Origin of the sequence: Streptomyces sp. DH37, assembly GCF_029813835.1 — a bacterium.
Classification (GTDB): domain Bacteria; phylum Actinomycetota; class Actinomycetes; order Streptomycetales; family Streptomycetaceae; genus Streptomyces.
Window position 1 is genome coordinate 1 of the sequence record NZ_JARVKV010000072.1, and the last position, 22,653, is coordinate 22,653.

Here is a 22,653-nt window from a genome sequence, read left to right on the forward strand (position 1 = left end):
GGGTGGGGGTTCTTTCTCCCGGTTCTTTGAAGGGAGTTCGCGGCCCGCCGGACCCTCGTGGGCGAGGGCCCGGCGGGGCCGGGAAGCCGAAGCGCACCGGCTCCCGGATCGCTCAGGCGCGGTGTGCGGCCTTCAACCCGCCTATGAAGGAAGTCCAGGACGCCGCCGGGAACGCCAGCACCGGCCCGTGCGGGACCTTGCTGTCACGGACGGGGACGCTGCCGGGGAAGCCGTCGGCCACCTCGACGCAGTTGCCGCCCTCCTGATTGCTGTAGCTGCTCCTGCGCCAGTCGGCGCCGCTGAGATCGGGACGGGACGCTCGCTCCACGGTTGTCCTCCAGCGCGGATCGGATCATGTCGAGGGACATGAGCGGGGGCAGGGCTGCCGCCCGCAGCCGATCGTATGTCTCCTTGTACGGCCTGATCTCCGCCGGTTCCTCGACGAGTTGGCCGTAGTCGGCGCCTTCCGTGTAGACCGTCTCCGAGCCGTCCGGCATCGTCAGCAGAGTCAGGGAACCGCCCAGCGCACCGTGCTCGCCCTGGTCGAACGGCAGCACCTGCACCGTGATGTGAGGTTCCTCGGCGGCCTTCAGCAAACCCGCCAGCTGACCCCGCATGGCGGCCCGGCCGCCGATCGGACGCCGTAGCACCGACTCGTCCAGGATGACCCACAGTTCGGGGCGGCCCGGTGACCACAGCCGTCCCTGTCGCCCGAGCCGGGCCGCGACGCGTTCCTCCAACTGCTCCTCGCCGTTGAGCGTCCGGCCGACGCTCAACAGGGCTCGTGCGTAGTCCTCGGTCTGGAGCAGGCCGGGCACCACATGTGCCGCGTACTCGCAGATGGCTACCGCCCGTTCCGCGCACTCCATGAACCTGCGCGACCAGTCCGGGAACGTCTCGCGGTAGACGTACGGCCACAGGTCGACCAGCAGGTTGTCCGCTCCGAGAGCGGCGTCGAGTGCGCGTGCCAGTTCCAGCGTCGGTCTCGCTCCGGAGGCCCGCTCGATCTGGGTGATCCGGCTGGCGACCACGTGCGCCTTCTCGCCCAGCTCGGCCTGGGTCAGCCCGGCGGCCGTGCGGAGTCTGCGGACCCGTGAGCCGAACAGGGCCGCCATCGACGTCCCGGGATCAACTTCCTTGGCCAAAACATCACTTCCGTTTCTTACGGGATGGAAGGTAAGGCTTCATCCCCTTCCGAGCGTAGGCTCGTCGGCCGATCATGAGGCACGGAACGTGATGATCCGCCTACGGTGCGGATCGGCCGAGGAAGTGAAGGACGACTCCGTGCTGATGACGACGCCCATGCCCGACGAGGACCCGCAGCCGGACGCGGCGCACTCGGGTGGACCCGAACGCCCGCTGTTCGCGCGGCGGTTCACGTCCTCGCCCAAGGGGGCCCGGCTCGCCCGGAGGCTCGCCGTGCGGCGCATGGGGGAGTGGGGATGGCCGCCCGCGTCGGACGCGTCGTGCACCGTCTCCCTGCTGGTCGGCGAACTGGCGGCCAACGCCGTCACGCACGGCCGCGTTCCCGGGCGCGACTTTCGTCTCGTCCTCGAAGTGCGGGGGGACGCGATCCGCGTCGAGGTCTCGGACGCCTCCCCGATCCGGCCTCCCGCCGTTCCGTCCCCGTCGTCCGAGGACGACGAGTCGGGGCGCGGCCTGCTGCTGGTGGACATCCTCGCCACCCGGTGGGGCGCGGTCCCGCGCGACCCCGTCGGCAAGACGGTCTGGGCGGAGGTCCCGGCCCTTCCGGACGTCCCCGGTCCCTCCGCGGGAGAGCCGGGCCGGTGAGGGCAGGGCGAGGGCGCGGCGGTCGGCCGGCGGGACCGGATCCGCTGTCGGTGAACCCGTCCGGGCGGCCGGCGTTCACCGTGCTTGGGTGTCGGAATGGAGATCCTGGTACTGGGCGGAACGGCGTGGGTGGGCCGGGAGGTGTCGCGGCAGGCGATCGGGCGCGGCCACCGGGTGACGTGCCTGGCGCGCGGCGAGAGCGGGGAGGTCGCGGACGGCGCGAGGCTGGTGGCCGCCGACCGGCGCGACCCCTCGGCGTACGAACCGCTGCTCGACCGCGCGTGGGAAGCGGTCGTCGAGGTGTCCTGGCAGCCGGGCTTCGTGCGCGGGGCGCTCGACGCCCTCGGCGGCAGGGCCGGGCACTGGACCTACGTCTCCTCCGTCAGCGCCTACGCCTCCCATGCCGTGCCGGACGCGGACGAGTCCGCGGCGCTCCTCGCCCCGACCGACCGGAGCGAGGTGGACCGCTCGTCCTACGGCGAGGCGAAGGTCGCCTGCGAACAGGCGTCGACGGCCGCCGTGGGCGACCGCCTCCTGATCGCGCGCGCCGGTCTCATCGGCGGTCCGGGCGACCACAGCGGGCGCTCCGGCTACTGGGCGGCCCGCGCCGCACGCGATCCGCACGGGCCGATGCTGGTCCCCGGCACGCCGGACCTGCCGACGCAGGCGGTCGACGTGCGCGATCTGGCCGCCTGGCTGCTCGACGCCGCGGAGGCGGGGGAGACCGGCGCCTACGACGCCGTCGGCCCGGTCGTTCCGTTCGCCGAGTGGATCGAGCTCTCCCGTGCCGCCGGCGGGCACACCGGCCCGGTCGTCACCGCCGACTCGGCCTGGCTGCTCGCCCAGGGCGTGGCCGAGTACATGGGGGCCGAGTCGCTGCCGATGTGGCTGGTCGAGCCGGGCTGGGAGGGGTGGTCGGCCCGGAACGGATCCGCGGCGCGCGCCGCGGGGCTCCGCCACCGGCCCAGGTCGGAGCTGCTGGCCGACACGCTGCGCTGGGAGCGCGAGCAGGGCCTGGACCGGCCACGACGCGCCGGCCTCAGCGCCCGCCGCGAGCGCGAGCTGCTCGACGCCCTCGGCTGAGGCCGAGGCCGACGGCGATCGGCGCGGACCGTCCGCGCAGCTCGCCCGTCACCGCCGCGGCGGCGGGCGAGTTGCGCGAACTCCGGGTCGCGCTCGGCCAGATCGTGGACCGAGTCCGCCAGACCCCCCGCCCGCGTCGGCTCCACCACGGGCGGAAGGCTGAAATCGCGCACGGCACCCCCATCGCCGAACCTCCGCCGTGCCGCGTCCGGAGCGGCAGGGAGCGGCAGGGAGCGAAAAATACCGACGAACGCCCCGCTGCCCAGGGCTTGATCACGCTCGTTCTCCTGTGCGAGCCGGGCTCCGCGGCACCCGCCGGACCCCGAGCCGGGCCCCGCGCCGTGCACTCCGCCGCGTTCACCGGACGTTCGGCCGCCGGAGGGCCGTCCGCCGTGTGCGCGCCATAGTCCACACGGGTCCCGGCATCGTCCACAGACGCCGTCCTAGCATCGGAACGAGTCGCCGCGCGGTAACGGAACGTACAGACGCATGCGTGTCCGGAAGATCCCCCCACATCGGATGGAGCACCCCCCATGCGCAGGACGAGCGCACGCTTCAAGCTGATCAGCACCGTGGCCGTCACGGCCGCCGCCATGACCCTCACCGGGGCCGGCGCGCTCAGCGGTTCGGCCGCGGAGGCCGGGTCGCCGCGCCCGCTGGCGGCCAACTCGCCCATCGGGTTCGGCGCCGGCACCACCGGCGGCGCGGGCGGCAGCACCGTCACCGTGACGAACGCCAGTCAGTTCATCCAGGAAGTGCAGAGCAGCGGTCCCAAGACCGTCCGGGTCAACGGCACCGTCAACCTCGGCAGCATGACCAAGGTGGCGTCCGACAAGACCATCGTCGGCGTGGGCACCTCCGGCAGGATCACCGGCAGCGGGCTGAACATCAGCAACGTCAGCAACGTGATCATCCGGAACCTGACCTTCACGGGGTCGAACGACGACGCCATCAACGTCCAGTACTCCACCAGGGTCTGGATCGACCACAACGACATCTCGAACGCCAACGACGGGGCCCTCGACATCAAGCGCGCCTCGGACCTCATCACCGTCTCCTGGAACCGCGTCCACGACCACGACAAGACGTTCCTGCTCGGGCACTCCGACAGCAACGGCGGCGAGGACACCGGCAAGCTGCGGGTGACCTACGACCACAACTGGTTCGACGGGACCAACCAGCGCCACCCGCGGGTCCGCTTCGGCAACCCCGTCCACGTCCTGAACAACTACTACAGCAACATCGGCGACTACGGCGTGGCGTCCACCGAGAACGCCGGCGTGCTGGTGGAGGGCAACTACTTCGAGAACGTCGAGGACCCCTTCCACCGCGGTGAGGGCTCCTCGGACGACGGCGGGCTGGCGGCGAGGAACAACCACTTCGTCAACTCCGGCCCGGGCGAGACCGGCGGCTCCGTCGCCTCCATCCCCTACGGCTACACCCCCGACAACGCCGCCTCCGTCAAGTCGATCGTGACCGCGGGCGCGGGCGTCGGGAAGATCTGAACCGGTCCCACCGGCCCAGCAGCCCCACACCGTCCGGGCAGGACAGACGCACCGTCTGTCTTGCCCGGACGCGTACCCGTCGTTATCGTCCACCCTCCCGGTGAGGGATGCCGCGGGGCGAGGGGAAGCCGTCACCGAGCGACGAGCGAGGCAGGCCATGGCGGAACGCGGACCCGTACCGGCGCGGGAGGGGGGCGGGGGGAGCGGCCGGCCCACCATCGGGCTGGTCACGGCCAACATCCACCTGGGCGTCGGCGCCACCCTGTGGTCCGGGGTCCTGGCGGCGGCCGAGCGCAACGACGTCAACCTGGTGTGCTTCCCCGGGGGCCCGCTACGGCCCGCCGCGGCGCCGCGCACCGCGCTGTACGAACTGGTCGGCCCCGAACGGCTGGACGGCGTCGTCTGCTGGACCTCCACCCTCGGCCTGCCCGCCGCGGGCGACGAGCGCGCCGCCCGGCTGGTGCGGCGGCTGGGCGCGTTACCGGTCGTCAGCCTCAACCGCGCGCTGGAGGACCACGAGACCCTCCAACTGGACAGCTACGCGGGCATGCGCGCGGCCGTCAGCCATCTGGTCGGGGAGCACGGCCGCCGCCGGCTCGCCTGCGTGCGCGGGCCGCTGGCCAACCCCGTCTCCCGGGACCGCTACCGCGCCTACGCCGACGCCCTCGCCCGCCACCGCATCCCCCCGGACCGCTCTCTGGTCGTCGCCTCGGCGGACTTCGGCGGCGGGGCCGGCGCCGCGGCGATGCGGGTCCTGACCGACGTACGGGGCCTGCGGCCCGGCCGCGACTTCGACGCGGTGGTCGCCTGCAGCGACGTCCTGGCCGCCGACGCCCTGCGGTTCCTGACCGGGCGCGGTGTGCGGGTGCCCGAGGACGTGGCGGTCGTCGGCTTCAACGACTCGCTGGAGGCCCGGCTGGCCGACCCGCCGCTGACCTCGGTCGCGCTGCCCTTCGCCGAACTCGGCGCGCTGGCCGTGGAGACCCTCCTCGCCCGGCTGCGGGGCACGGCGCCGCCCGCGCGGAGCGCGGTGACGGGCACCCTCGTCGTGCGGCGCTCCTGCGGCTGCCACTCGCCGCTCGTCGCCCAGGGGGCCGCCGGGGGAGCGCCGGACGGGGAGGAGCCGGGAGAGCCGTTCGCGGACCTGCCGGACCACGGACCGGCGCTGGCCGAGGCGCTGCGCACCGACCTCGGCGTGGAGGCGGACCGGAGCCCCGGCTCCGGTTCCGGCTTCGGTCCCGGTTCCGGAACCGGTGATGCCTTCCTGCCCCTGGTCGAGCGCCTGATCGGCGACCGGGTCCGCACCGCGGAGGACGCGGCCCTCTGGGACCGCTCCCTGCTGCGCGCCCGCGGCCTGCTCGCCCCGCCGCCCGCCCCCGCAGGACGGGCGAGGGCCGAACGACTCATCGCCCAGGCCCGGTTGATGGTGGCCGACAAGGCGCACCGGCTGCTGGAGTACGAGCGCTGGACCGAGCAGCAGGACGCGCGCCGGCTGCGGGAGCTGGGCACCGCGCTGACCACCGCCGTGGACCTGGACGCACTCACCGGCGCGCTGGCCCGCCACCTGCCGGACACCGGTGTGCCGGGCTGCCGCCTGGTGCTCTACGAGGGCGGCCACCGGGCACCGGACGGCGCCGGCCGCCGCCTGGCCCGTCCGGTGCCCCTGCCCGGCGAACCCGGAGAGCCCGGTGAGCCGGCGGGCGGCCCCGGCGAGCACCCACGGCCGGAGCGGGACGACGGCGGCGCGCCCTACCCGGCCGAACTGCTGCTGCCGGACCGGCTGCTGCCGCGGGACCGCCGCTTCACCCTGGTCGTCGAACCCCTGCACATCGGCGACGAGCAGCTCGGCCTCGCGCTCTTCGACGGGGGCACGGACGGAGGCGCCGCGCGCCGGGGAGCGCTCTACCGGGCGCTGGGCGACCAGATCAGCGCCGCCCTCAAGGGCATCCGGCTCTTCGACGAGGTCCGCCGGGCCCGTGACGCGGCCGAGCGGGCCAGCAGGCTCAAGACCCGGTTGCTGGACAACGCCACCGACGAACTGCGCACCCCGGTCGAGGCCATCCTGCGCCACACCCGCGCCCCCCGGGCCGACGCGGACGCAGGTGCCGACGGAGGTACCGACGGGAGTGCCGGAGGGAGCGCGGCCGACGCGCTCCGCCGCGCGCACGACGACGCCGCGCGCCTGCTGCGGCTGATCGACGACCTGCTGGACCTGTCCCGCTCCGAGATCGACGCCCTCGACCTGTCCCGGCGGCTGCTGGACCCGCGCCCGGTGCTCGCCGAGGCGTTCCACAGCGCCGCCCGGCACCGCCCGGCCGGGGCCGACTGGCAGCTCACGCTGCCCCGCCGCCTCCCCGCCGTACGCGCCGACGCCCCCCGGCTGCGCCAGATCGCCCTCAACCTGCTGACCGCCGCCGGGCACCTCGCCGGCGGCGGGCGGCTGCGGCTCACGGCCGAGGTCCTGCCCGCCCTGCTGCGCGTCCGCGTCCTGGCCACCGGGCTGTACGTACCGCCGGGGGAGGCCGGGCACCTGTTCCAGCCCTTCGCCTCCGGCGCGCCCGGCTCGCGGCTCGGCCTGGCCATCGCCCGGCGGCTCGCCGTGCTGCACGGCGGGACGGTCGCCCTCGACCGCGGCCCCGCCGGAAGCGGCTTCCGCCTGGACGTGCCGCTGCCCACCCCGGTGGAGACCTCCGCCCCCGCGCCCGGCCCCGCCCCGGACACCGGCCGCACCCTCCTGGTCGCCGCCGCCACCGCGCCGCCCCCGGAGGCGGCGGCCCTCGCCCGGCGGCAGGGCCTGCGGCTGCGCCGCCTCGACCCGGACGACGACCTCGCCTCCCTGGTCGCGGAGGGCGGACCGGCCGCCGTCGTCTGGGACGCCGAGGGGGCCCGGCCGCAGGAGTGGTCGGCCGTCCAGCGGCTCCACGGCCACCCGGCGCTGCGCCACACCCCCTTCCTGCTCTACGGCCCCGTCTCCGGCCCCGACCTGGACCGGGCGCTGCGCGCCCTCCGCCCCCCGGGGCCGACCGCCCCCGCGGTGGTCGTCGACGGCTCCGCGCCCCACCGCGAGCAGTGGCGGCGGCTGCTGGCCGGGGTGCTGCCGGGCCGCACCGTGCGCACCGCCGCGGACGGCGGCTCCGCGCTGGCCCTGCTCGCGGAGGACGCCCCCTGCCTGCTGGTCGTCTCCCGCACCCTGCCCGACATGGACGGCTTCGACGTCGCCGAGGCGATGTACGACGGCGCGGAACGCTCCGACACCCCCGTCCTGATGGTCGGCGACGACGGCTTCACCGCCGACGACGTGCGCCGCGCGGAACCGCACCCCGGCATGGTGTTCCTGGGCCGGGACATCCTCACCGAGGCGGAGACCGCCGCCCTGCTGACCGCCATGACGCGGCGCGCTGAACCATCGTCCCCGTCGTCCCCGTCGTCCCCGCAGCCCTCCCGCACCCGCGCCCCGGTCCGCAGCGCGCTGGCCTACCTCGAGCAGCACTACCGCCACCGCATCTCCCGCTGGCAGGTCGCCCGGGCCGCGGGCGTCAGCGAGGACCACCTCAGCAGGCTCTTCCACCGCGAACTGGGACTGCCGCTGTGGGAGTACCTGACCCGGCTGCGCGTCCAGCGCGCCAAGGAGCGGCTGCGGCACAGCGGCGACAGCGTCCAGGCCGTCGCCCGCGCGGTCGGCTTCCACGACCGGGCGTACTTCAGCCGGGTCTTCCGCAAGGTGACGGGCGTCGCCCCGCACGCCTACCGGGAGGCGTCGTAGCCACGGGGCCGCGTCGTAGCCGTGGGGCCCGCCCCGCACCGGCGGGAGACGGCCGGCCGGAGGGCGCTCCCCCCAGGGACACCCTCCGGCCGTGTGCCGCCCGCGCACCCGGGCGGCTCGTGGTGGTGCGGAAGACGGGTCAGGCGGCGCCCGTCACACCCGCTGCCACAGCGCCGGGGTGTTCGGCGGCTCCCAGCCCGGCTGCGCCTGGTGGGCCTGCAGGCAGCGGTAGGTCGCGCCCCCGTAGGTCACCCGGTCGCCGGCGCTGTAGACGGTGCCGGCCTTCCAGGTGCCGCCCGGCTCCTCACCGGGCGGGTCCGTGGGCGGGTCGGTGGGCTCCGGGCCCGGACCGCCGCCGGTGGTCTTCAGCGTCAGGCCGTACACCGAGAGGATCTCGTTGACCGGCTGGTGGTACGTCGTACCGCCCGTGCGGCAGTTGCCCGAGCCGCCGGAGGTGACGCCCTGCGCCTGGTTTCCGGAGATGTAGGAGCCGCCGGAGTCGCCGGGCTCGGCGCACACCGTCGTGCGCGTCACGCCGGTGATGGTGCCCTCGGGATAGGTGACGCTGGTGTTGTGCTGCTGGATCGTTCCGCAGTGCCAGCCCGTGGTCGAGCCGGACCGGCAGATGGAGGCGCCCACCGCCGCCTGCGTGGAGCCCGCGACCTGGACGGTGCCGCTGGAGGTCTTCACGTACGGGGTGGCCGTCCAGTTGCCGTTGGCCGCGACCCAGGCGTAGTCGTTGCCGGGGAAGGACGAGCCCTGGAAGGTGCCCAGCGCCACCTGGTTGTGGCCCGAGACGCTGGTGCCGGTGCGGCCGCAGTGGCCCGCGGTGGCGAAGCCCTGCTGGGAGCCCTTGGTGACGGGGAAGCCGACGGAGCAGCGCCCGCCGCTGCCCATGTAGTACGCGTCGCCGCCCCGCAGGTCGTACAGCGGGCGGGGCCGCTCGGCCGACTCCACCACGCGCACCAGGTCGCCGTCGACGCCGGCGGCGGCGACGAAGCCGCGCGCCTTCGCGGGCTCGGAGGCGTGGACGACCACGGAGTTGGTGCGGACGTCGACGTACCAGACCGGCGCCGCGGTGGTGGCGCTCTTCCGCGCGGCCCTGTCCAACGCGGCCTTGGCGGCGTCGAGTTCGGCCAGGCTGTGGCCGACGACCTCGGCGCGGGCGCCCTCGGCGGCGATCTCGCGGGCGTCGGAGGCGTCGGTGGTGGCCACCGTCAGCGTCGCGGTGTCGCCCGTCACCCAGGCGCCGGCGAAGTCGCCGCCGAGCGCCAGGCGCAGCGCCCCGGCGGTCGCCCCGGCCCTGCTCTCGTTCACCAGCCGGTCCTTCGCCTGGCCGGGGGTGAGGCCGAGGTCGCGCTGCATGGCCTTGAGCAGGCCGGGCGGGACGGAGGACAGGGCGGACGGTGCCGACGGGGCGCCGGTGGTCTGCCGGGCGGACGCGGCGGGATCGGCCGTCGCGGTGCCCGGCAGCCCGGTCAGGGCGAGCGCGCCGGCCGCCACGACGCCGGCGCACACGCCTATGACGCGTCTGTGGAGCATGTGGGTCTCCTCGGTTTCGTCGGGGTGACCGAAACCGTAGACGCGGACACGACAGGGAGAGGAGCTGTCAGTTCTCCTCTCCCCATCGCGTTATGGAAGCCGCCTCATGCCGTCGTCCGGCCTGCGGATTCCGCGGTGCCGCCGCACACGGCTCACCGTCCGCCCGACGGGGTGAGGTCGTCGAGGGACGTGACCAGCGTCTTGCGGCGGCCGTTCTTGGCCGGGGCCGAGACCAGGCCGAGCTGTTCGAGCGCGTCGAGGGCGCGCCGGGCGACCGGGCGGGAGAGGGAGAAGCGCTGCTGCACGTAGACCATGCTGGCGTTCTGCTCGGTGACGACCGCCTGCGCGATCTCACGGAGGGCCTCGACCTCCAGCCCGGCGGCCTCGGCCTGCCGGGCGAAGGGCTCCCCGGCGGGCTCGTCGGCGGCCGGTGCGGGCCGGGCGGCGGGCACGAGCGGCGCGGACTCGCCGATGGGCGCCTCCGGCTCCGCCTCCGCCGCCGGTTCCGGGGCCTCGGCGGTGACGGCGGCGACGGCGGGCGCTTCGGCAACCGGTGCGGGTTCGTCGGCGGCTGCCTCGGCCTCCACGGCGGGCGTCTCGGCCTTCTCGGCGTGGAGCCCGGGTTCCTCGGTGACCGGAGTGGGCTCGGCGGCGGGTGCGGGTGCGGCGGGCTCCTCGGTGACCGGGGTGGGTTCGTCCATCGGAGCGAACTCGGCGGCGGGTGCGGTGGGTTCCTCGGTAACGGGGACGGGCTCGACGGCAGGTGCGGGTGCGGCGGCTTCCTCAGCGGCCGGTGCGGGCTCGTCCACCGGAGCGAACTTGGCCGGGGGTGCGGTGGGTTCCTCGGTAACCGGGACGGGCTCGACGGCAGGTGCGGGCTCGGCGGCTTCCTCGACGGCCGGGGCGGGTCCGTCCACCGGAGCGGGGGGCGCGGCGGGCTCCTCGGTGACCGGGACGGGCTCGTCCACCGGTGCGGCGGACGCGACGGGGGCCTCGGTGGTCGGCTCGGCCTCGGTGGCGGGTGCCTCCGGCTCCGCGGCCCTGTCGCCGATGGGCTCCTCGGCGAGCGGGGCGGCTTCCGCGACGGCCGGTGCGGATTCGTCGGCGGCTGCCTCGGCCTTCTCGGCGGGCGTCTCGGCCTTCTCGGCGTGGAGCCCGGGTTCCTGGGTGACCGGAGTGGGCTCGACGGCAGGTGCGGGTGCGGCGGGCTCCTCGGTGACCGGGGTGGGTTCGTCCACCGGAGCGAACTTGGCCGGGGATGCGGTGGGTTCCTCGGTGACCGGGACGGGCTCGGCGGCAGGTGCGGGTGCGGCGGCTTCCTCAGCGGCCGGTGCGGGTCCGTCCACCGGAGCGGCGGACGCGGCAGGGGCCTTGTCCACCGGCGCCTCGGGCGCCCCGGCCTCCTCGGCCGGGGAGTCGTCGACCGGTGCGGGCTCCGGCGTACGGAGGGCCCCGCCGTCGCTCTCCTCCCGGTCCGCCCGGGCGCTCTCCCGGCCGGGACCGTCGGGGAAGGGGATGAACAGCCCCCCGGCCGACGGCCGTTCCCGGACCGATTCCTCCGCGGGGACCTTCTCCGCGGAGACTCCCTCGGCGGGGACTTCCTCGGCGGGAACGGGCCGCGGGGCCGCCTCCGCCCCGCTCCCGCGGTGCTCCTCCTCCTGCCGTGCCCCGGCCTGTGGCTCCGGCTCGGTCTGGACGGCGTCCGCCGCCTCCGTTCCGGTCCCGCCCGGCTCACCGGCCCGCCCGCGGGCCGGCTTGCGGGCGGTGCCGCGGCCCAGCAGGACGCCGAGCCCCGCCACGACGAGGAGGACGGAGCCGCCCACCAGGAGCGGCGGGGAGCCGAGGACCGCGCCGAGGACGAGGAGCAGCAGGACGACCAGCGCCAGGGCCGCGTACACGCGCACCACCGTCTTCGACCGGGTGTCCTCCCCGGCGGATCGCGGGACGCCCTCCCGCAGGGGCCGCCGTTCCACGGCCTTCCGGCCCGTTCCCCGGCAGCTCCGGCCCTCGCTCTCGTGGTCGCCGATGATCTCGTTGGTCACCGGTGCCCTGTGCTCGCAGACCGGGCATGTATCGCGACGCATTTCCGCCCCCTTGTGGCACTTCCCAGGAGGACGGACTGTAGCGGACGGAGGGAGGCGCCGTCGGAGGAGGTACCGGCGGTCCGCATCCATCCGGGCGTACCCCTCTGACCAGCGGAACCCCCCACGGCACCCCAATTCCGCTCTTCTACGGCCCTCTTGACCCGCGCGGTGCGGGCCGCCGGCCCGCCGGGTCAGACGGGGCCGTGGTGTCCGGTCGCGGCCGGGGGTGTCGCGCCGGAACCGGGGTGGTCCGCCAGCCACTGGGTGTAACTCGTGCTGCGCGCGGCGGCCTCGGTGTGCGCCGCGCGGGCGTGCCCGACCACCGACGCCGCGACACCCGCGGCGGACGCGCCCGGATGCCAGCCGATCAGGTGCCGCCAGCGCAGCGGGGCGCCGACCAGCGGGCGGGTCACCAGACCGGGCGTCGGCGGGAACGTCGCCCGGCACAGCCCGACCGCCCGCCCCACCTGCACCAGATGGACGCACGAGGCGGTGTCGGTCTCGTAGACGCGGGCGGGGGTGAACCCGGCACGGGCGCAGGCGGCGGCGAAACAGTCCGCGAAGCAGCCGTCCCCCGGCACGTCCGTCCAGGACTCCTCCGCCAACAGCCCCAGCTCCACCTCGCGCCGTCCGGCCAGCGGATGGTCCCGGCCCAGCATCACGAACACCGGGTCGACCGCGATCTCCCGCCACACCAGCCGGTCCGCCGCGGGCGGCGGGCTCTCCCCGCAGGCGCCGACCAGCGCGAAGTCCACCCGCCCCTCGATCACCAGCGCGGCGATCTCCCGCTCCGACCAGGAGGTGCGCGTGGTCACCGCGACTCCGGGATGGGACGCCGCCAGCCGGTCCACCACCCCGCCCAGCAGCGGGCCGTGCGTACCGCCGAGCCGGAAGCGCGGCATGCCGTCCCACGCCTGCGCGAACCGCACGGCCTCCTCCTGCAGTTCGCGCACCGCGGGCAGCAGTACGCCGGCCCGGTCCAGCACCAGCTCGCCGAGCGCGGTCGGCCGCACTCCGTACCGCCCGCGGGCGAACAGCGAACCGCCCAGGGCGCGTTCGATCCGCTTGAGCTGCGCGCTGAGCGCCGGCTGGGCCAGGCCCAGCGCCGTGGCCGCCCGGGTGAGGCTGCCCGCGTCCGCGATCGCCCGGATCGTCTTCAGGTGCCGCAGTTCCAGGTCCATGCCCGACAGCTTGGGCGTCCCGGTCCGTCGCGGCAATACATCGGCAGAGCATTGGTACGGACCAGGAGTCCGGTGCGTGATCGGCGAGTCGGAGCCTCCGCCGGGCTCCCGCATGCCCGAGACGGCCCGGACCTTCGACTCCTCCATGACCGCCTGGCGGCAGTGGCAGGACGCCCCCCGGGCCGGCCGCGCTTCGCCCTGGCCGAGGCCGACCTCCTGCGTCACCCGGACCGGCTGGGCGGCGGCTCCCTGCGGATCCTGGACCTCGCCGGGGGAGGGAGACGGGGGCGACGCGGTCCGGTCGGCCGCGCGGGCACCGCGTGACCGTGGTGGACCACGCGCCCGCGATGCCGGCCGCCGCGGTGGCGCCGCTGCGCGAGGGCGGCGTCCTGTCGGTGATGGCCGTCAACCGCCACTCCGCGCCGCTGGTGGCGGCCGTACGCGGACTGGGCCCGGCCGCGGCGCCGGCGGCCCTCGACCGGGACCGGGCCGACGGCCGCACCTTCGGCACCACCATGGCGCTGTACACCGCCGAGGAGATCGCCTCCCTGCCGGACGGCCTGGGCTGCCCACGGGCGGACCGCTACGGCATCCGCAGCGTCTGCGACCACATCGCCGACGACGAGCGCAAGCACGACCCGGCCTTCCACGCCGACCTGGAACGGCTGGAGCCGGCGGTCACCGACCGGCCGGCCCACCGGCACACCGCCCGGCTGTACCAACTGGCGGCCCGCCGGGGGACCGCCGCGTGCGCGCCCCCCCGCCCGCGCCGGGGCGTGACGGGGGACGCGGGCTCCGGTCAGGGCAGGGTGAGGACGCGCGGGCCCTCCTCGGTGACCGCCACGGTGTGCTCGATGTGGGCCGCCCGGCTGCCGTCGGTGGTGCGCAGCGTCCAGCCGTCGGCGTCGGTGCGGTAGGCGTCGCTCCCACCGGCCATGAGCATCGGCTCGATGGCGAGGACCAGTCCGTGGCGCAGGGGGAAGCCGCGGCCGGGGCGCCCGCGGTTGGGGACGTGGGGGTCCTCGTGCATGCGGCGGCCGATGCCGTGGCCGCCGAAGTCCCGGGGCATGCCGCAGCGGGCCGCCCCGGCGACGGCGCCGACGGCGTGCGAGATGTCGCCGATCCGGTTCCCGACGGTGGCCGCCGCGATGCCGGCGTCGAGCGCCTCCCGGGTGGCCTTGATCAGCTCCAGGTCGGCGGGGCGGGGGGTGCCCACGGTGAAGCTGACGGCGGCGTCGCCGGTCCAGCCGTCGAGTTCCGCACCGCAGTCGACGCTGACCAGGTCGCCGTCGCGCAGCCGGTACCCGTCGGGGACGCCGTGCACGATCGCGTCGTTGACGGACACGCAGACCACCGCCGGGAACGGGGTGGGGGCGAAGGAGGGGCGGTACCCCAGGAAGGGCGAGCGCGCCCCCGACTCCTCCAGGACGGCGCGCGCCGCCTCGTCCAGCTCCCGCAGGGACACGCCGACGGCCGCCGCGTCCCGGACCGCCGCAAGGGTGCGGGCCACGACGCGCCCGGCCTCCCGCATGGCCTCCAGCGCCGCGTCGGTCTTGATCTCCACCATGCTCCGCCACTCCCTGTCCGTACCGCGCCGGCCCGGCGCGACCCAATTCTTATACCGGTATTAGTATCACGGTCATGGTGAGGACTCCTCTGACCCCGTGGGAGCGGCAGCGCGGGGAGCGGCTCGGCGCGCTGCTGCGCGGAGCACGCGGTGAACGCAGCATGGTGGAGGTCGCCGCGGCGGCCGGGGTGTCGGCGGAGACGCTGCGCAAGATCGAGACCGGACGGGCGCCCACTCCGGCGTTCTTCACCGTGGCGGCGCTGGCGGCCGTACTGGGACTGTCCCTGGACGAACTGGCCGCCGTCTGCGCCCGGGACGACGGCCACGGCGGGGGCGAGCAGGCGCTGTCGGCGTAGGACGCGCCCTCCTGGCGGCCCCCGGCACCTCTCGGCGCCCTCCCACCGCTTCCTCAGCGCTTCCTCAGGGCTCCCTCAGAGCTTTCTCCAGCGCCCCCGGCAGCCGCGGCGAGGTCCAGCCGCCACTCGTTGCTCCGCATCAGGCGTCCCGGCGGGAACTCGAACTCGCACTCGCCCACCAGCGAGAAGCCGGCCCGGCGGCAGATCCCGTTCGACGCGGGGTTGCCGACGGAGGGGAAGGCGTACAGGAACCGGTGCCTGCGCTCGGCGCGGGCGCGGGCGACGACGGCCCGGGCGGCGGCCGCGGCGATGCCGCGGCCCTGGAACTCGGGCAGGACCGTCCATCCGGTCTCGTACACCACCGCGTCCCGCCACGGCCGTTCCCAGTAGCCGATGGTGCCCGCCTTCGCCAGGCCGGGGAGCAGGACCACGCGGAACATGCAGCCGGCGCCCGTGGCGGCGCCGGCGGTCATGCCGACGTACCCGCGGTGGCGGTCCAGGACCTTCTCCGCGCTCTCCGGACCGCCCAGGTGCTCGGTCATCTCCGGCGCGTTGGCGCGCCGCAGCAGGGGCAGGTCGTCCTCGCCCCAGGGCTCGATCCGTACCTCCGCCGCGGTCGCTCGCTCCGACATGCCGCCACCCTACGGGCGGGGTGCGACAGCGGCCCGGGCCGGGCGGGAACCGCCGGCGGAAACCGGGAGGACGCGACGGGCCGCGCCTGTGAGGATGGGGCGCGTGAACGCCGACCGCCGAGACCTCTGGGACATCGCGCCCCTGCCCGTCGGGCACCCCGATTCCGCGGCCCTGCTGCGCGCGTACTACGACGACATCGTCAGCCGCTACCACGGCCGCCGCGTCACGGCCGGGGAGGTCGACGCGGTGCTCGCCGAGGAGCCCAGCGACGACCTCACCGCCCCCACCGGCCATTTCGTGGTGGGCCGGTACGGGGGGCGGCCCGCCGGGTGCGTGGGCCTGCGCGTCCTGGCGCCCGGGACCGCCGAACTGACCCGGCTCTTCGTCCACCCCGGGGCGCGGGGGACGGGCGGGGGAGCGCGGCTGCTGGCGGCGGCCGAGCACGCCGCCCGCGAGGTGCTGGGCGCGCGGGTGATCCGGCTGGACACCCGCGGTGACCTGGTCGAGGCCCGTGCCCTGTACGCGCGGTGCGGCTACACCGAGATCCCCGACTACAACGGCGCGAAGTACGCCGAGCACTGGTTCGAGAAGCGGCTCGGTCCACGCTCCTGAAGGTTCCGCGCGCCCCGCCCGGCGCCGTTCCGGCCGCACGCGTGCAGCGCGCCGGCCGGCCTTTCACCCGTCCGGACCACATGCCGACCGCGCCGGTGGGGTACCTCACCCGTCCGTACATCGTCTACCGCGGCCGGGCACGCAGCTCGCGTGCGCCCCCGGCGCGGAGGGGAGCGCATCCGATGATCACTCCGCAGGGCGGTCCCGAGCCGGACCGCGAGAAGCACCCGGCCGGCGAGGTCGCGGGACTGACGGCCCAGGGAGAGTGGCTGCTGGCCGAGGCGGGGGCGGCCGAATCCGGGCGGAAGGCGCAGACCGTCGTCGAGGTCCCCGGACTGAGCGTGACCCTGGTGGCGCTGGCCGAGGGCCGCGGACTGGCCGAGCACCGGGCCCCGGGCGCCGCGACGCTGCTGTGCCTGAGCGGCCGGGTGACGCTGAGCACCGTCGACCGCTCCTGGGAGCTGCGGGAGCACGACCTCCTCGCCATCCCGGCCGAACGGCACCGCCTGACCGCCGGGACCGACGCCCTGGTGCTGCTCACCGTCCGGCTGGACTGACGGCCGCTACGCCGGACCGCCCGGCACCCGCCGGCCGGCCGCGCGGGGCGGGTCAGGCGGTCGCGCGGTGGCCCGGCGAGACGTTCTCCAGCACCCGGCCGGTCACCAGCTCGGGCTCGATCCGCACGAAGGCCCCGTCCCCGACCGGCGCCCAGGAGACCGGCCCGGACCGGGCGAGCCGCTCGGCCTCGGCGGGATCGGTCACCAGCGCGGCGCGCCCGGTGACCACCACGCTCCAGCCGGAGCGCGTCGCCTCCTCGAACCGGTCCACCTCGAAGGCGACCACGCTGGTGTCCACCGCGCGGGCCATCCGGGACGCGGCCGAGGTGCGCAGGACCACCCCCAGGTCGCGGTCCAGGAAGAAGTTGACGGGGAGGACGGCGGGCAGCGCGTTCTCGGTGTAGACGACGCGGCCCAGGGGGACCTGCTCCAGCAGGCGCAGGCACTCCTGCCGGTCGAGTTCGCGGAAGCCGTCGTGTCGGTGCATGCCTCCATGGTGCGTACGCCGCCCGGGCGGGGGATAGGGCCGACCGGTCCCCATCCGGGACGAAAAGCACGGAACCGCCGCCCCGCGGGACGGCGGTCCCGCGGGACGGCGGTCCCGCGGCCGGGGAGCCCCGCTCAGCGCGGGGGCTGCCCCGGGGAGTGCGGGGCGGTCTGGGTGGCGATGACGGCCGCCTGCACGCGGCGCTCGACCCCGAGCTTGGCCAGCAGGCGCGAGATGTTGTTCTTGACCGTCTTCTCCGACAGGTACAGCCGCCGGCCGATCTGCCGGTTGGTCAGCCCCTCGCCGATCAGGGCCAGGATGTCGCGCTCGCGCGGCGTCAGCGAGGCCAGCGCGGCGTCCCGCGGCTCCTCGGGCGCCTCCCCGGTGTCCTGCACCCGCAGGCTGTTCATCAGCCGCGCCGTGGTGGCCGGGTCCAGCATGGACTGCCCGGAGGCGACGGTGCGGACGGCGGAGACCAGGTCCGAGCCCTTGATCTGCTTGAGGACGTACCCCGAGGCGCCGGCCATGATCGCGTCCAGCAGCGCGTCGTCGTCGTCGAACGAGGTGAGCATCAGACACGCCAGCTCCGGCATCCGCGAGCGCAGCTCGCGGCAGACGGCGATGCCGTTGCCGTCCGGCAGGCGCACGTCCAGCACGGCCACGTGCGGGCGCAGGGCCGGGCCGCGGGCGAGGGCCTGCTCGGCCGTGCCGGCCTCGCCGACCACCTCGATGTCGGGTTCGGCGTCCAGCAGGTCGTGCACGCCGCGCCGTACCACCTCGTGGTCGTCGAGGAGGAACACCCGGATCGGTGTCTGTGGGGTGAACTGCTGGGCCTGGGTCATACGGTTCCTTCACGCTGTCGGACAGGGGCACGCCCCCTGCCCCACGATCGTGCCCCGACCGGCCCGCCCGACGCCAGGGCCCAACGGCCCCACCGCCCGTGCGCGCGGCCGGACCACGGGTGAGGGGGCCGCCCGGCTCAGGGCAGCGGGCCCGCCACGGGCGGCTCGTGCCGGCCGGCGACGCCCGGGCGGCTCAGATCGAACCCCACGTCCACGACCCCCTCGACCGACCGCGCCATCCGGGCCGCCACCGGGACCAGGGCCGTGTCGCGGATCTCGCCGGTGAAGGTGACCACGCCGTCCGCCACGCGCACCTCCACACTCCGGTCCGCGCCGGGGAAGAGGGGCTCGACCACCTCGTGGCGCACCTCCCGGGCGATCTCCTCGTCCGGGCGCAGGAAGACCTTCAGCAGATCGCCCCGGCTGACGACACCGACCAGCAGGCCGCCGGCGTCGGTCACGGGCAGCCGCTTGACGCGCCGGCGCGCCATGATCCGCGCCGCCTCGGCCAGCGTGGCGCCGGCGTGGACGCAGACGGCCGGCGCCGTCATCAGCTCGCCCGCGGCCACCGCCCCCACCCGGGCCAGCTCCTCCGGGCGACGCAACTGCTCCATGCGGCTGGGGTCGCCGTCCCGGAACTCCTCCTTGGGCAGCAGGTCCGCCTCGGAGACCACGCCGACGACGCGGCCCTCGCCCTCCAGGACCGGCAGGGCGCTGACCTTCCACTGCTCCATGGTCATCACGATCTGCTTGAACGGGGCGTCCCGGCCGACGGAGACGACGGTCTGGGTCATGACGTCGCTGACGATGTGCGGGGTGTGCGGGGTGTGCGGGGTGCGGTCCATGGCGTCCTCCTCGGATCCGGTCGCCGTGTGCGCCACGGCGCGCGCGTCACGACAGCGGCCCGCTGCCGTACGGCCCGTACAGGTCCAGCAGCCGGGTGCGGGCGGCCTGCAGCCGGTGCGCGACGATCTCGGCCACCCGCAGGGCCACCGCGCGCCCCAGCACCGGGTCCGCCTCGCACAGCTCCCGCACCCGGGCCGCGTCGAACTCCAGCGCCCGCACCGGGCTGAGCGCCTCGGCGCCCAGCTGCCAGGTGTACGGCGGGAAGAGCCAGGACCAGCCCAGCAGGTCGCCGTGGGAGAGGGTCTCCACCGCGGCCGGACGGCGTCCGGGCACGCGCATGTCGAGGGTGACCGAGCCGGTCCGGATCACCCAGAACCGGTCGGCCCGGTGGCCCTCCTCGGAGATGCGCGCGCCGGCGGGGAAGGAGACCTCGCGGGCGAGCTCCATCAGCCGGTCGCGCCCCTCGGGGGGCAGTGCCCTGAGCAGGTTGTTGGCGGTCACGATCATGGCGGGCCTCCCTGGGGCGGATGGTGTGCGCGGAGGCGTCCGCTGCCGGGCCGGGTGCCGTGGCGGTCCGCCAACGCTCCCTACTCCCGTTGTACTCCCTGACCGGCGGGCGGGCCTCACCCGTCATCGTCGGTCCCCTCCTCCCGCCGGGGCAGGGGCCGTACGGGAGCCGGAGACGGGACCTTCGGCCCCCGCGTCCGGGCCCGCGGACCCCTCCGCCGCCGCGCGGCGCCGCGCGATGGTGTGGATGCGCCCGAACGGCGGGCGGATCCACGCGGAGGGGATGAGAGACATGGCAGTCCACGGCCACTCGCACGGTCACCGGGGGTTCCACCTCCCGGTGCGGCGCACCACCCGGACCGCACCCGCGTCCGGTGAGACGGCGGCCGGGGCGGCCGTGGTGCCGGCGGCGCCGACCGCGGCCCGCGTCCTGGCCGGCGCCCGCGTCCTGACCGGGTTCGTCTTCCTGTGGGCGTTCCTGGACAAGACCTTCGGCCTGGACTACGCGACCCCCGCCGAGCGGGCCTGGACCGAGGGCGGCTCGCCCACGGAGGGCTTCCTCAGCGGTGTGGCCGTCGGTCCCCTGGAGTCGGTCTTCCACGACATCGCCGGGGCCGCCTGGGCGGACTGGCTGTTCATGCTCGGCCTGCTCGGCATCGGCCTCGCGCTGACCGCCGGCGTCGCGCTGCGGCTCGCGGCGGCCGCGGGCACCGTGATGATGGCGCTGATGTGGGCGGCGGAGTGGCCCCTGGCCCAGCACCTGTCGGACGGCAGCCCCAGCATGTCGACCAACCCGGTCGTGGACTACCACGTGGTGTACGCCGTCGTCCTGATCGCCCTGGCGGTCACCGCGGCGGGCGACACCTGGGGCCTGGGCCGCCGGTGGGCCCGGCTGTCCCCGGTCCGCAGGCTCCCCTGGCTGCGATGACCCGGCTGCGACGAGCCCGCGGCTCCGGCGCGAGCCCCCCGGCCGCCTTCCCCGGCTTTCCCCCGGCCGCCTTCCCCGACTTTTCCCCGGCCGCCTTCCCCGGTCGTTGTCTCCGGCGGGCCTCCCGGGGCCGCAGCGCCCCGGCCGGTCCGGTGGCCGGGGCACGGCGGGACGTTGGGCCCGCGAGGAGGGACCAGTGACCCCTGCCGATCGCGGGTACCCGAACCGATCATGGAAACAGAGCGGCAGGGAGCCGCGTCGTTCGTGGAGGTGTGTGATGGTGCGTACGGTCACCGTGGGTGTGGACGGCTCGGGCGAGAGCCTGGCCGCCGCCGACTGGGCGGCCCGGGAGGCGATGCGGCGCAAGGTGCCGCTGCACCTCGTCCACGTACGGGAGCCCGACCCCTTCACCCCGCCGGACTCCTTCGCCGACCCCGAGGCCCGGCAGCACTGGGCCCAGCGGATCCCGCGCGAGGCCGCCAACGACCTCGCCGGCCGCCACCCGGGGCTGGAGATCACCACCGACCAGCTCACCGGCCGCCCCGCCGAGGTGCTGACCGCAGCCGCCGAGCAGGCCGAGGTCCTGGTCATCGGCACCCGCGGCCTGGGCCCCGTCACCGGCTTCCTGGTCGGCTCCGTCGGCCTGTCCACCGTCGCCCGCGTCGACTGCCCGGTGGTGCTGGTGCGGGCCGGGACCGCCGAGGAGGGCGGGCCGGCGGGCACCGAGCCGCCCGTACCGGCCCGCGACGTCGTCATGGGCCTGGAGCTGTACCGGCCGTCCGACGAGCTGATCGAGTTCGGCTTCGACGCCGCCTCCCGGCGCGGCGCCCCGCTGCGGGTCATCCACGGCTGGAACCCGCCGCTGGTCTACGGCGTCGACCCCATCGCCGTCGACCCCCGCCTGGCCACCGACCTGGCCAGGGAGAGCGCCCGCGTCCTGGAGGACGCGCTGCGCCACTGGCGGGAGAAGTACCCCGACGTCGAGGTGAAGGCGCAGGCCGTGGTGGGCAGGCCCGCCCGGCACCTGCTGGAGGCCTCCGAGGACGCCTCGCTGGTGGTCGTCGGCCGCCGCAAGCGGCGCTCGCCGATCGGCTTCCACATCGGGCCGGTCGCCCACGCGGTCATGCACCACGCCAAGGCGCCCGTCGCCGTCGTCCCGTTCGGCTGAGACGCGCCCGCCGCGCGGCGGGCGCACCCCGGGCCGCGGCCCTTCGGCACCCGCCGAACGGCCGCGGCCCGGAATCCGCGGTCCGCGGCCCGGAGTCCGCGGCCCGGAACGTCAGGGCGTGAACGTCTCCAGATGGTCGACGACCACGAAGCGCGTGTCCGGGCTCGCGGCCTCCACCGCCTTCCGCAGGCCCGTCAGACCGCCCCAGTCCACGGCCGGTTCGTCCAGCGGCTCGTCGATGTCGTCCCAGTGGGTGGGCACGACGTACGGCGGGTGGTCCAGGCAGGACAGCAGGCGCGGCACGTAGTCGTGCACGGTGGAGCCCCCGGGCTGGATCATCGCCAGGTCCGGGGCCAGTCCGGCCAGGTCGGCGGCGCTGAAGTTGGAGCCGCCGAAGTTCACCACGGTGAAGCCGGTCGCCTCGCAGGTGACCGCGTACGCCAGGGTCTCGCCCTCGACGAGGTCGGCGATCGTCCTCGGCCGGGGCGGCGGGCCGCCGGGGCGGGTGCCGGGGAAGGGCACCCGGGCGCGCGGCCCCGGCATGGAGTGCAGGGAGCGCAGCACCCGGACCGAGTAGCCCTCGAACCGGATGTGCTCGCCGCCGCGCACCACCGACAACTGGTCCTCCAGAGCGCGCCGCTCCTCCGGTCCGGCCAGCGCCAGCATCATGTTGGCGTGGCTCTCGGTGCCCAGGACGGTGGCGCCGGTGGTGGCCGCCAGGTGCGGTACGTCGGGCAGGTGGTCGTAGTGGCCGTGGGTGACCAGGATCTGGTCCGCGCGCAGCCGGTGGCGGTCGATGGCGGCCCGGTCGACCGTCAGCCTCGTCCCCGGGTCGGCGCCCTCCTCGGAGTAGGTGCCGGTGCGGAAACGGGTCAGCCAGGGGTCGATGAGCACGGTGGCGGGCGTGGCGCCGGGCCGTGCGACCCGGATCTCCCAGCCGTTGTTGCCCAGCCAGCGCAGCCGGATGCCGGACCTCCCCGGCTCGGGGCGGGCGGAGCGCCTCCCCGGACGCGCCGCCGGGGCCGCCGGGGCCGCCGCGCCCGCCGGGGCGGCCGTGGTCAGGCCGGCGGCCGCCAGACCGGTCGCCGAGGCGCCGAGCAGACCGCGCCGGGACACGGCGGAGGAACGTGAGGATCGGGAAAGTGATCGCATGCGGGCATCAGAGCACGCGCGGTGACGGCCCGTCCAAGATCGAAAACCG

At 75.7% G+C, this 22,653-nt stretch carries 23 protein-coding genes; 11 read left to right on the forward strand and 12 right to left on the reverse strand.

The window, feature by feature from the left end:
- Positions 1-112: 112 nt before the first annotated feature.
- Together QC029_RS26120 and QC029_RS26125 are read right to left on the reverse strand one after the other, a co-directional pair.
- Entirely contained in the window at positions 113-241 is a 129-nt protein-coding gene (locus QC029_RS26120; RefSeq protein ID WP_279558264.1) for a DUF397 domain-containing protein, read from the reverse strand.
- Positions 204-1,115: a helix-turn-helix transcriptional regulator gene (locus QC029_RS26125; protein WP_279558295.1), complete on the reverse strand. Its 912-nt coding sequence runs from the start codon at positions 1,113-1,115 to the stop codon at positions 204-206. The genes QC029_RS26120 and QC029_RS26125 overlap by 38 nt, the downstream gene beginning before the upstream one ends.
- A 154-nt stretch (positions 1,116-1,269) precedes the next feature.
- Between QC029_RS26125 and QC029_RS26130 the strand changes: the two genes are divergently transcribed.
- The 4 genes from QC029_RS26130 to QC029_RS26145 all read left to right on the forward strand — a co-directional run bounded on the left by QC029_RS26130 (position 1,270) and on the right by QC029_RS26145 (position 8,142).
- Positions 1,270-1,791: an ATP-binding protein gene (locus tag QC029_RS26130; protein ID WP_279558265.1), complete on the forward strand. Its 522-nt coding sequence runs from the start codon at positions 1,270-1,272 to the stop codon at positions 1,789-1,791.
- A gap of 96 nt (positions 1,792-1,887) precedes the next feature.
- Positions 1,888-2,874 carry an NAD-dependent epimerase/dehydratase family protein gene (locus QC029_RS26135; protein WP_279558266.1) on the forward strand — a complete coding sequence of 329 codons (987 nt, stop codon included), beginning with the start codon at positions 1,888-1,890 and terminating at the stop codon, positions 2,872-2,874.
- Positions 2,875-3,407: 533 nt separating this feature from the next.
- Complete coding sequence (locus tag QC029_RS26140) at positions 3,408-4,379, forward strand: polysaccharide lyase family 1 protein (protein ID WP_279558267.1); 972 nt, start codon at positions 3,408-3,410, stop codon at positions 4,377-4,379.
- A 157-nt stretch (positions 4,380-4,536) separates the two neighbouring features.
- A complete protein-coding gene (locus QC029_RS26145; RefSeq protein ID WP_279558268.1) occupies positions 4,537-8,142 on the forward strand; it encodes a substrate-binding domain-containing protein in 3,606 nt (1,201 codons plus the stop codon).
- A gap of 153 nt (positions 8,143-8,295) precedes the next feature.
- On the opposite strand, the gene QC029_RS26150 is transcribed toward QC029_RS26145, so the two are convergent.
- From QC029_RS26150 to QC029_RS26160, 3 genes are all read right to left on the reverse strand, one after another.
- A complete protein-coding gene (locus QC029_RS26150) occupies positions 8,296-9,684 on the reverse strand; it encodes a carbohydrate-binding protein (protein WP_279558269.1) in 1,389 nt (462 codons plus the stop codon).
- Positions 9,685-9,836: 152 nt separating this feature from the next.
- On the reverse strand, positions 9,837-11,768 hold the full coding sequence (locus QC029_RS26155; RefSeq protein ID WP_279558270.1) for a DNA translocase FtsK: 1,932 nt from the start codon (positions 11,766-11,768) through the stop codon (positions 9,837-9,839).
- A 191-nt stretch (positions 11,769-11,959) separates the two neighbouring features.
- Positions 11,960-12,949 carry a LysR family transcriptional regulator gene (locus QC029_RS26160; RefSeq protein WP_279558271.1) on the reverse strand — a complete coding sequence of 330 codons (990 nt, stop codon included), beginning with the start codon at positions 12,947-12,949 and terminating at the stop codon, positions 11,960-11,962.
- Between the two features lie 162 nt (positions 12,950-13,111).
- Here QC029_RS26160 and QC029_RS26165 point away from each other — a divergent pair, with 162 nt between their 5' ends.
- Together QC029_RS26165 and QC029_RS26170 are read left to right on the forward strand one after the other, a co-directional pair.
- Positions 13,112-13,273, forward strand: a complete 162-nt coding sequence (locus QC029_RS26165; protein WP_279558272.1) for a hypothetical protein — start codon at positions 13,112-13,114, stop codon at positions 13,271-13,273.
- 2 nt (positions 13,274-13,275) lie between these two features.
- Entirely contained in the window at positions 13,276-13,866 is a 591-nt protein-coding gene (locus QC029_RS26170; RefSeq protein ID WP_279558273.1) for a hypothetical protein, read from the forward strand.
- Here the strand turns inward: QC029_RS26170 and map are convergent.
- Positions 13,749-14,516: a type I methionyl aminopeptidase gene (gene map, locus QC029_RS26175; RefSeq protein WP_279558274.1), complete on the reverse strand. Its 768-nt coding sequence runs from the start codon at positions 14,514-14,516 to the stop codon at positions 13,749-13,751. The two genes, QC029_RS26170 and map, sit on opposite strands and share 118 nt — an antisense overlap.
- A gap of 74 nt (positions 14,517-14,590) precedes the next feature.
- On the opposite strand from map, the gene QC029_RS26180 reads away from it, so the two are divergent.
- A complete protein-coding gene (locus QC029_RS26180) occupies positions 14,591-14,872 on the forward strand; it encodes a helix-turn-helix domain-containing protein (protein WP_279558275.1) in 282 nt (93 codons plus the stop codon).
- 53 nt (positions 14,873-14,925) lie between these two features.
- Here the strand turns inward: QC029_RS26180 and QC029_RS26185 are convergent, their stop codons facing one another.
- Positions 14,926-15,504 (reverse strand): GNAT family N-acetyltransferase, encoded by a 579-nt coding sequence (locus tag QC029_RS26185; RefSeq protein WP_279558276.1) that lies wholly within the window; start codon positions 15,502-15,504, stop codon positions 14,926-14,928.
- Positions 15,505-15,607: 103 nt separating this feature from the next.
- Here QC029_RS26185 and QC029_RS26190 point away from each other — a divergent pair, with 103 nt between their 5' ends.
- A complete protein-coding gene (locus QC029_RS26190) occupies positions 15,608-16,117 on the forward strand; it encodes a GNAT family N-acetyltransferase (protein ID WP_279558277.1) in 510 nt (169 codons plus the stop codon).
- A 182-nt stretch (positions 16,118-16,299) separates the two neighbouring features.
- A complete protein-coding gene (locus QC029_RS26200; RefSeq protein ID WP_279558296.1) occupies positions 16,300-16,674 on the forward strand; it encodes a cupin domain-containing protein in 375 nt (124 codons plus the stop codon).
- 52 nt (positions 16,675-16,726) lie between these two features.
- On the opposite strand, the gene QC029_RS26205 is transcribed toward QC029_RS26200, so the two are convergent.
- From QC029_RS26205 to QC029_RS26220, 4 genes are all read right to left on the reverse strand, one after another.
- Positions 16,727-17,161 (reverse strand): pyridoxamine 5'-phosphate oxidase family protein, encoded by a 435-nt coding sequence (locus QC029_RS26205; protein WP_279558278.1) that lies wholly within the window; start codon positions 17,159-17,161, stop codon positions 16,727-16,729.
- A gap of 134 nt (positions 17,162-17,295) precedes the next feature.
- Positions 17,296-18,003, reverse strand: coding sequence for a response regulator transcription factor (locus tag QC029_RS26210; protein ID WP_279558279.1), 708 nt, complete (start codon positions 18,001-18,003; stop codon positions 17,296-17,298).
- A gap of 137 nt (positions 18,004-18,140) precedes the next feature.
- Positions 18,141-18,848: a CBS domain-containing protein gene (locus QC029_RS26215; RefSeq protein ID WP_279558280.1), complete on the reverse strand. Its 708-nt coding sequence runs from the start codon at positions 18,846-18,848 to the stop codon at positions 18,141-18,143.
- Positions 18,849-18,894: 46 nt separating this feature from the next.
- Positions 18,895-19,356 (reverse strand): cyclic nucleotide-binding domain-containing protein, encoded by a 462-nt coding sequence (locus tag QC029_RS26220; RefSeq protein ID WP_279558281.1) that lies wholly within the window; start codon positions 19,354-19,356, stop codon positions 18,895-18,897.
- Between the two features lie 292 nt (positions 19,357-19,648).
- On the opposite strand from QC029_RS26220, the gene QC029_RS26225 reads away from it, so the two are divergent.
- Both QC029_RS26225 and QC029_RS26230 read left to right on the forward strand, forming a co-directional pair.
- Complete coding sequence (locus QC029_RS26225) at positions 19,649-20,284, forward strand: DoxX family membrane protein (RefSeq protein WP_279558282.1); 636 nt, start codon at positions 19,649-19,651, stop codon at positions 20,282-20,284.
- Between the two features lie 277 nt (positions 20,285-20,561).
- Positions 20,562-21,452, forward strand: coding sequence for a universal stress protein (locus tag QC029_RS26230; protein WP_279558283.1), 891 nt, complete (start codon positions 20,562-20,564; stop codon positions 21,450-21,452).
- 111 nt (positions 21,453-21,563) lie between these two features.
- On the opposite strand, the gene QC029_RS26235 is transcribed toward QC029_RS26230, so the two are convergent.
- Positions 21,564-22,568, reverse strand: a complete 1,005-nt coding sequence (locus QC029_RS26235; protein ID WP_279558284.1) for an MBL fold metallo-hydrolase — start codon at positions 22,566-22,568, stop codon at positions 21,564-21,566.
- Between the last annotated feature and the right edge of the window lie 85 nt (positions 22,569-22,653).

Excerpts from the sequence above, each read along its gene's own strand:
- QC029_RS26140 (WP_279558267.1), top strand. The coding sequence starts at position 3,408 with ATGCGCAGGACGAGCGCACGCTTCAAGCTGATCAGCACCGTGGCCGTC.
- QC029_RS26135 (WP_279558266.1), top strand. The coding sequence starts at position 1,888 with ATGGAGATCCTGGTACTGGGCGGAACGGCGTGGGTGGGCCGGGAGGTG.
- QC029_RS26210 (WP_279558279.1), bottom strand. The coding sequence starts at position 18,003 with ATGACCCAGGCCCAGCAGTTCACCCCACAGACACCGATCCGGGTGTTC.
- QC029_RS26155 (WP_279558270.1), bottom strand. The coding sequence starts at position 11,768 with ATGCGTCGCGATACATGCCCGGTCTGCGAGCACAGGGCACCGGTGACC.
- QC029_RS26225 (WP_279558282.1), top strand. The coding sequence starts at position 19,649 with ATGGCAGTCCACGGCCACTCGCACGGTCACCGGGGGTTCCACCTCCCG.
- QC029_RS26150 (WP_279558269.1), bottom strand. The coding sequence starts at position 9,684 with ATGCTCCACAGACGCGTCATAGGCGTGTGCGCCGGCGTCGTGGCGGCC.
- QC029_RS26230 (WP_279558283.1), top strand. The coding sequence starts at position 20,562 with ATGGTGCGTACGGTCACCGTGGGTGTGGACGGCTCGGGCGAGAGCCTG.
- QC029_RS26185 (WP_279558276.1), bottom strand. The coding sequence starts at position 15,504 with ATGTCGGAGCGAGCGACCGCGGCGGAGGTACGGATCGAGCCCTGGGGC.
- QC029_RS26215 (WP_279558280.1), bottom strand. The coding sequence starts at position 18,848 with ATGGACCGCACCCCGCACACCCCGCACACCCCGCACATCGTCAGCGAC.
- QC029_RS26125 (WP_279558295.1), bottom strand. The coding sequence starts at position 1,115 with ATGGCGGCCCTGTTCGGCTCACGGGTCCGCAGACTCCGCACGGCCGCC.
- QC029_RS26145 (WP_279558268.1), top strand. The coding sequence starts at position 4,537 with ATGGCGGAACGCGGACCCGTACCGGCGCGGGAGGGGGGCGGGGGGAGC.
- QC029_RS26200 (WP_279558296.1), top strand. The coding sequence starts at position 16,300 with ATGATCACTCCGCAGGGCGGTCCCGAGCCGGACCGCGAGAAGCACCCG.
- QC029_RS26180 (WP_279558275.1), top strand. The coding sequence starts at position 14,591 with ATGGTGAGGACTCCTCTGACCCCGTGGGAGCGGCAGCGCGGGGAGCGG.
- QC029_RS26160 (WP_279558271.1), bottom strand. The coding sequence starts at position 12,949 with ATGGACCTGGAACTGCGGCACCTGAAGACGATCCGGGCGATCGCGGAC.
- QC029_RS26205 (WP_279558278.1), bottom strand. The coding sequence starts at position 17,161 with ATGCACCGACACGACGGCTTCCGCGAACTCGACCGGCAGGAGTGCCTG.
- map (WP_279558274.1), bottom strand. The coding sequence starts at position 14,516 with ATGGTGGAGATCAAGACCGACGCGGCGCTGGAGGCCATGCGGGAGGCC.
- QC029_RS26220 (WP_279558281.1), bottom strand. The coding sequence starts at position 19,356 with ATGATCGTGACCGCCAACAACCTGCTCAGGGCACTGCCCCCCGAGGGG.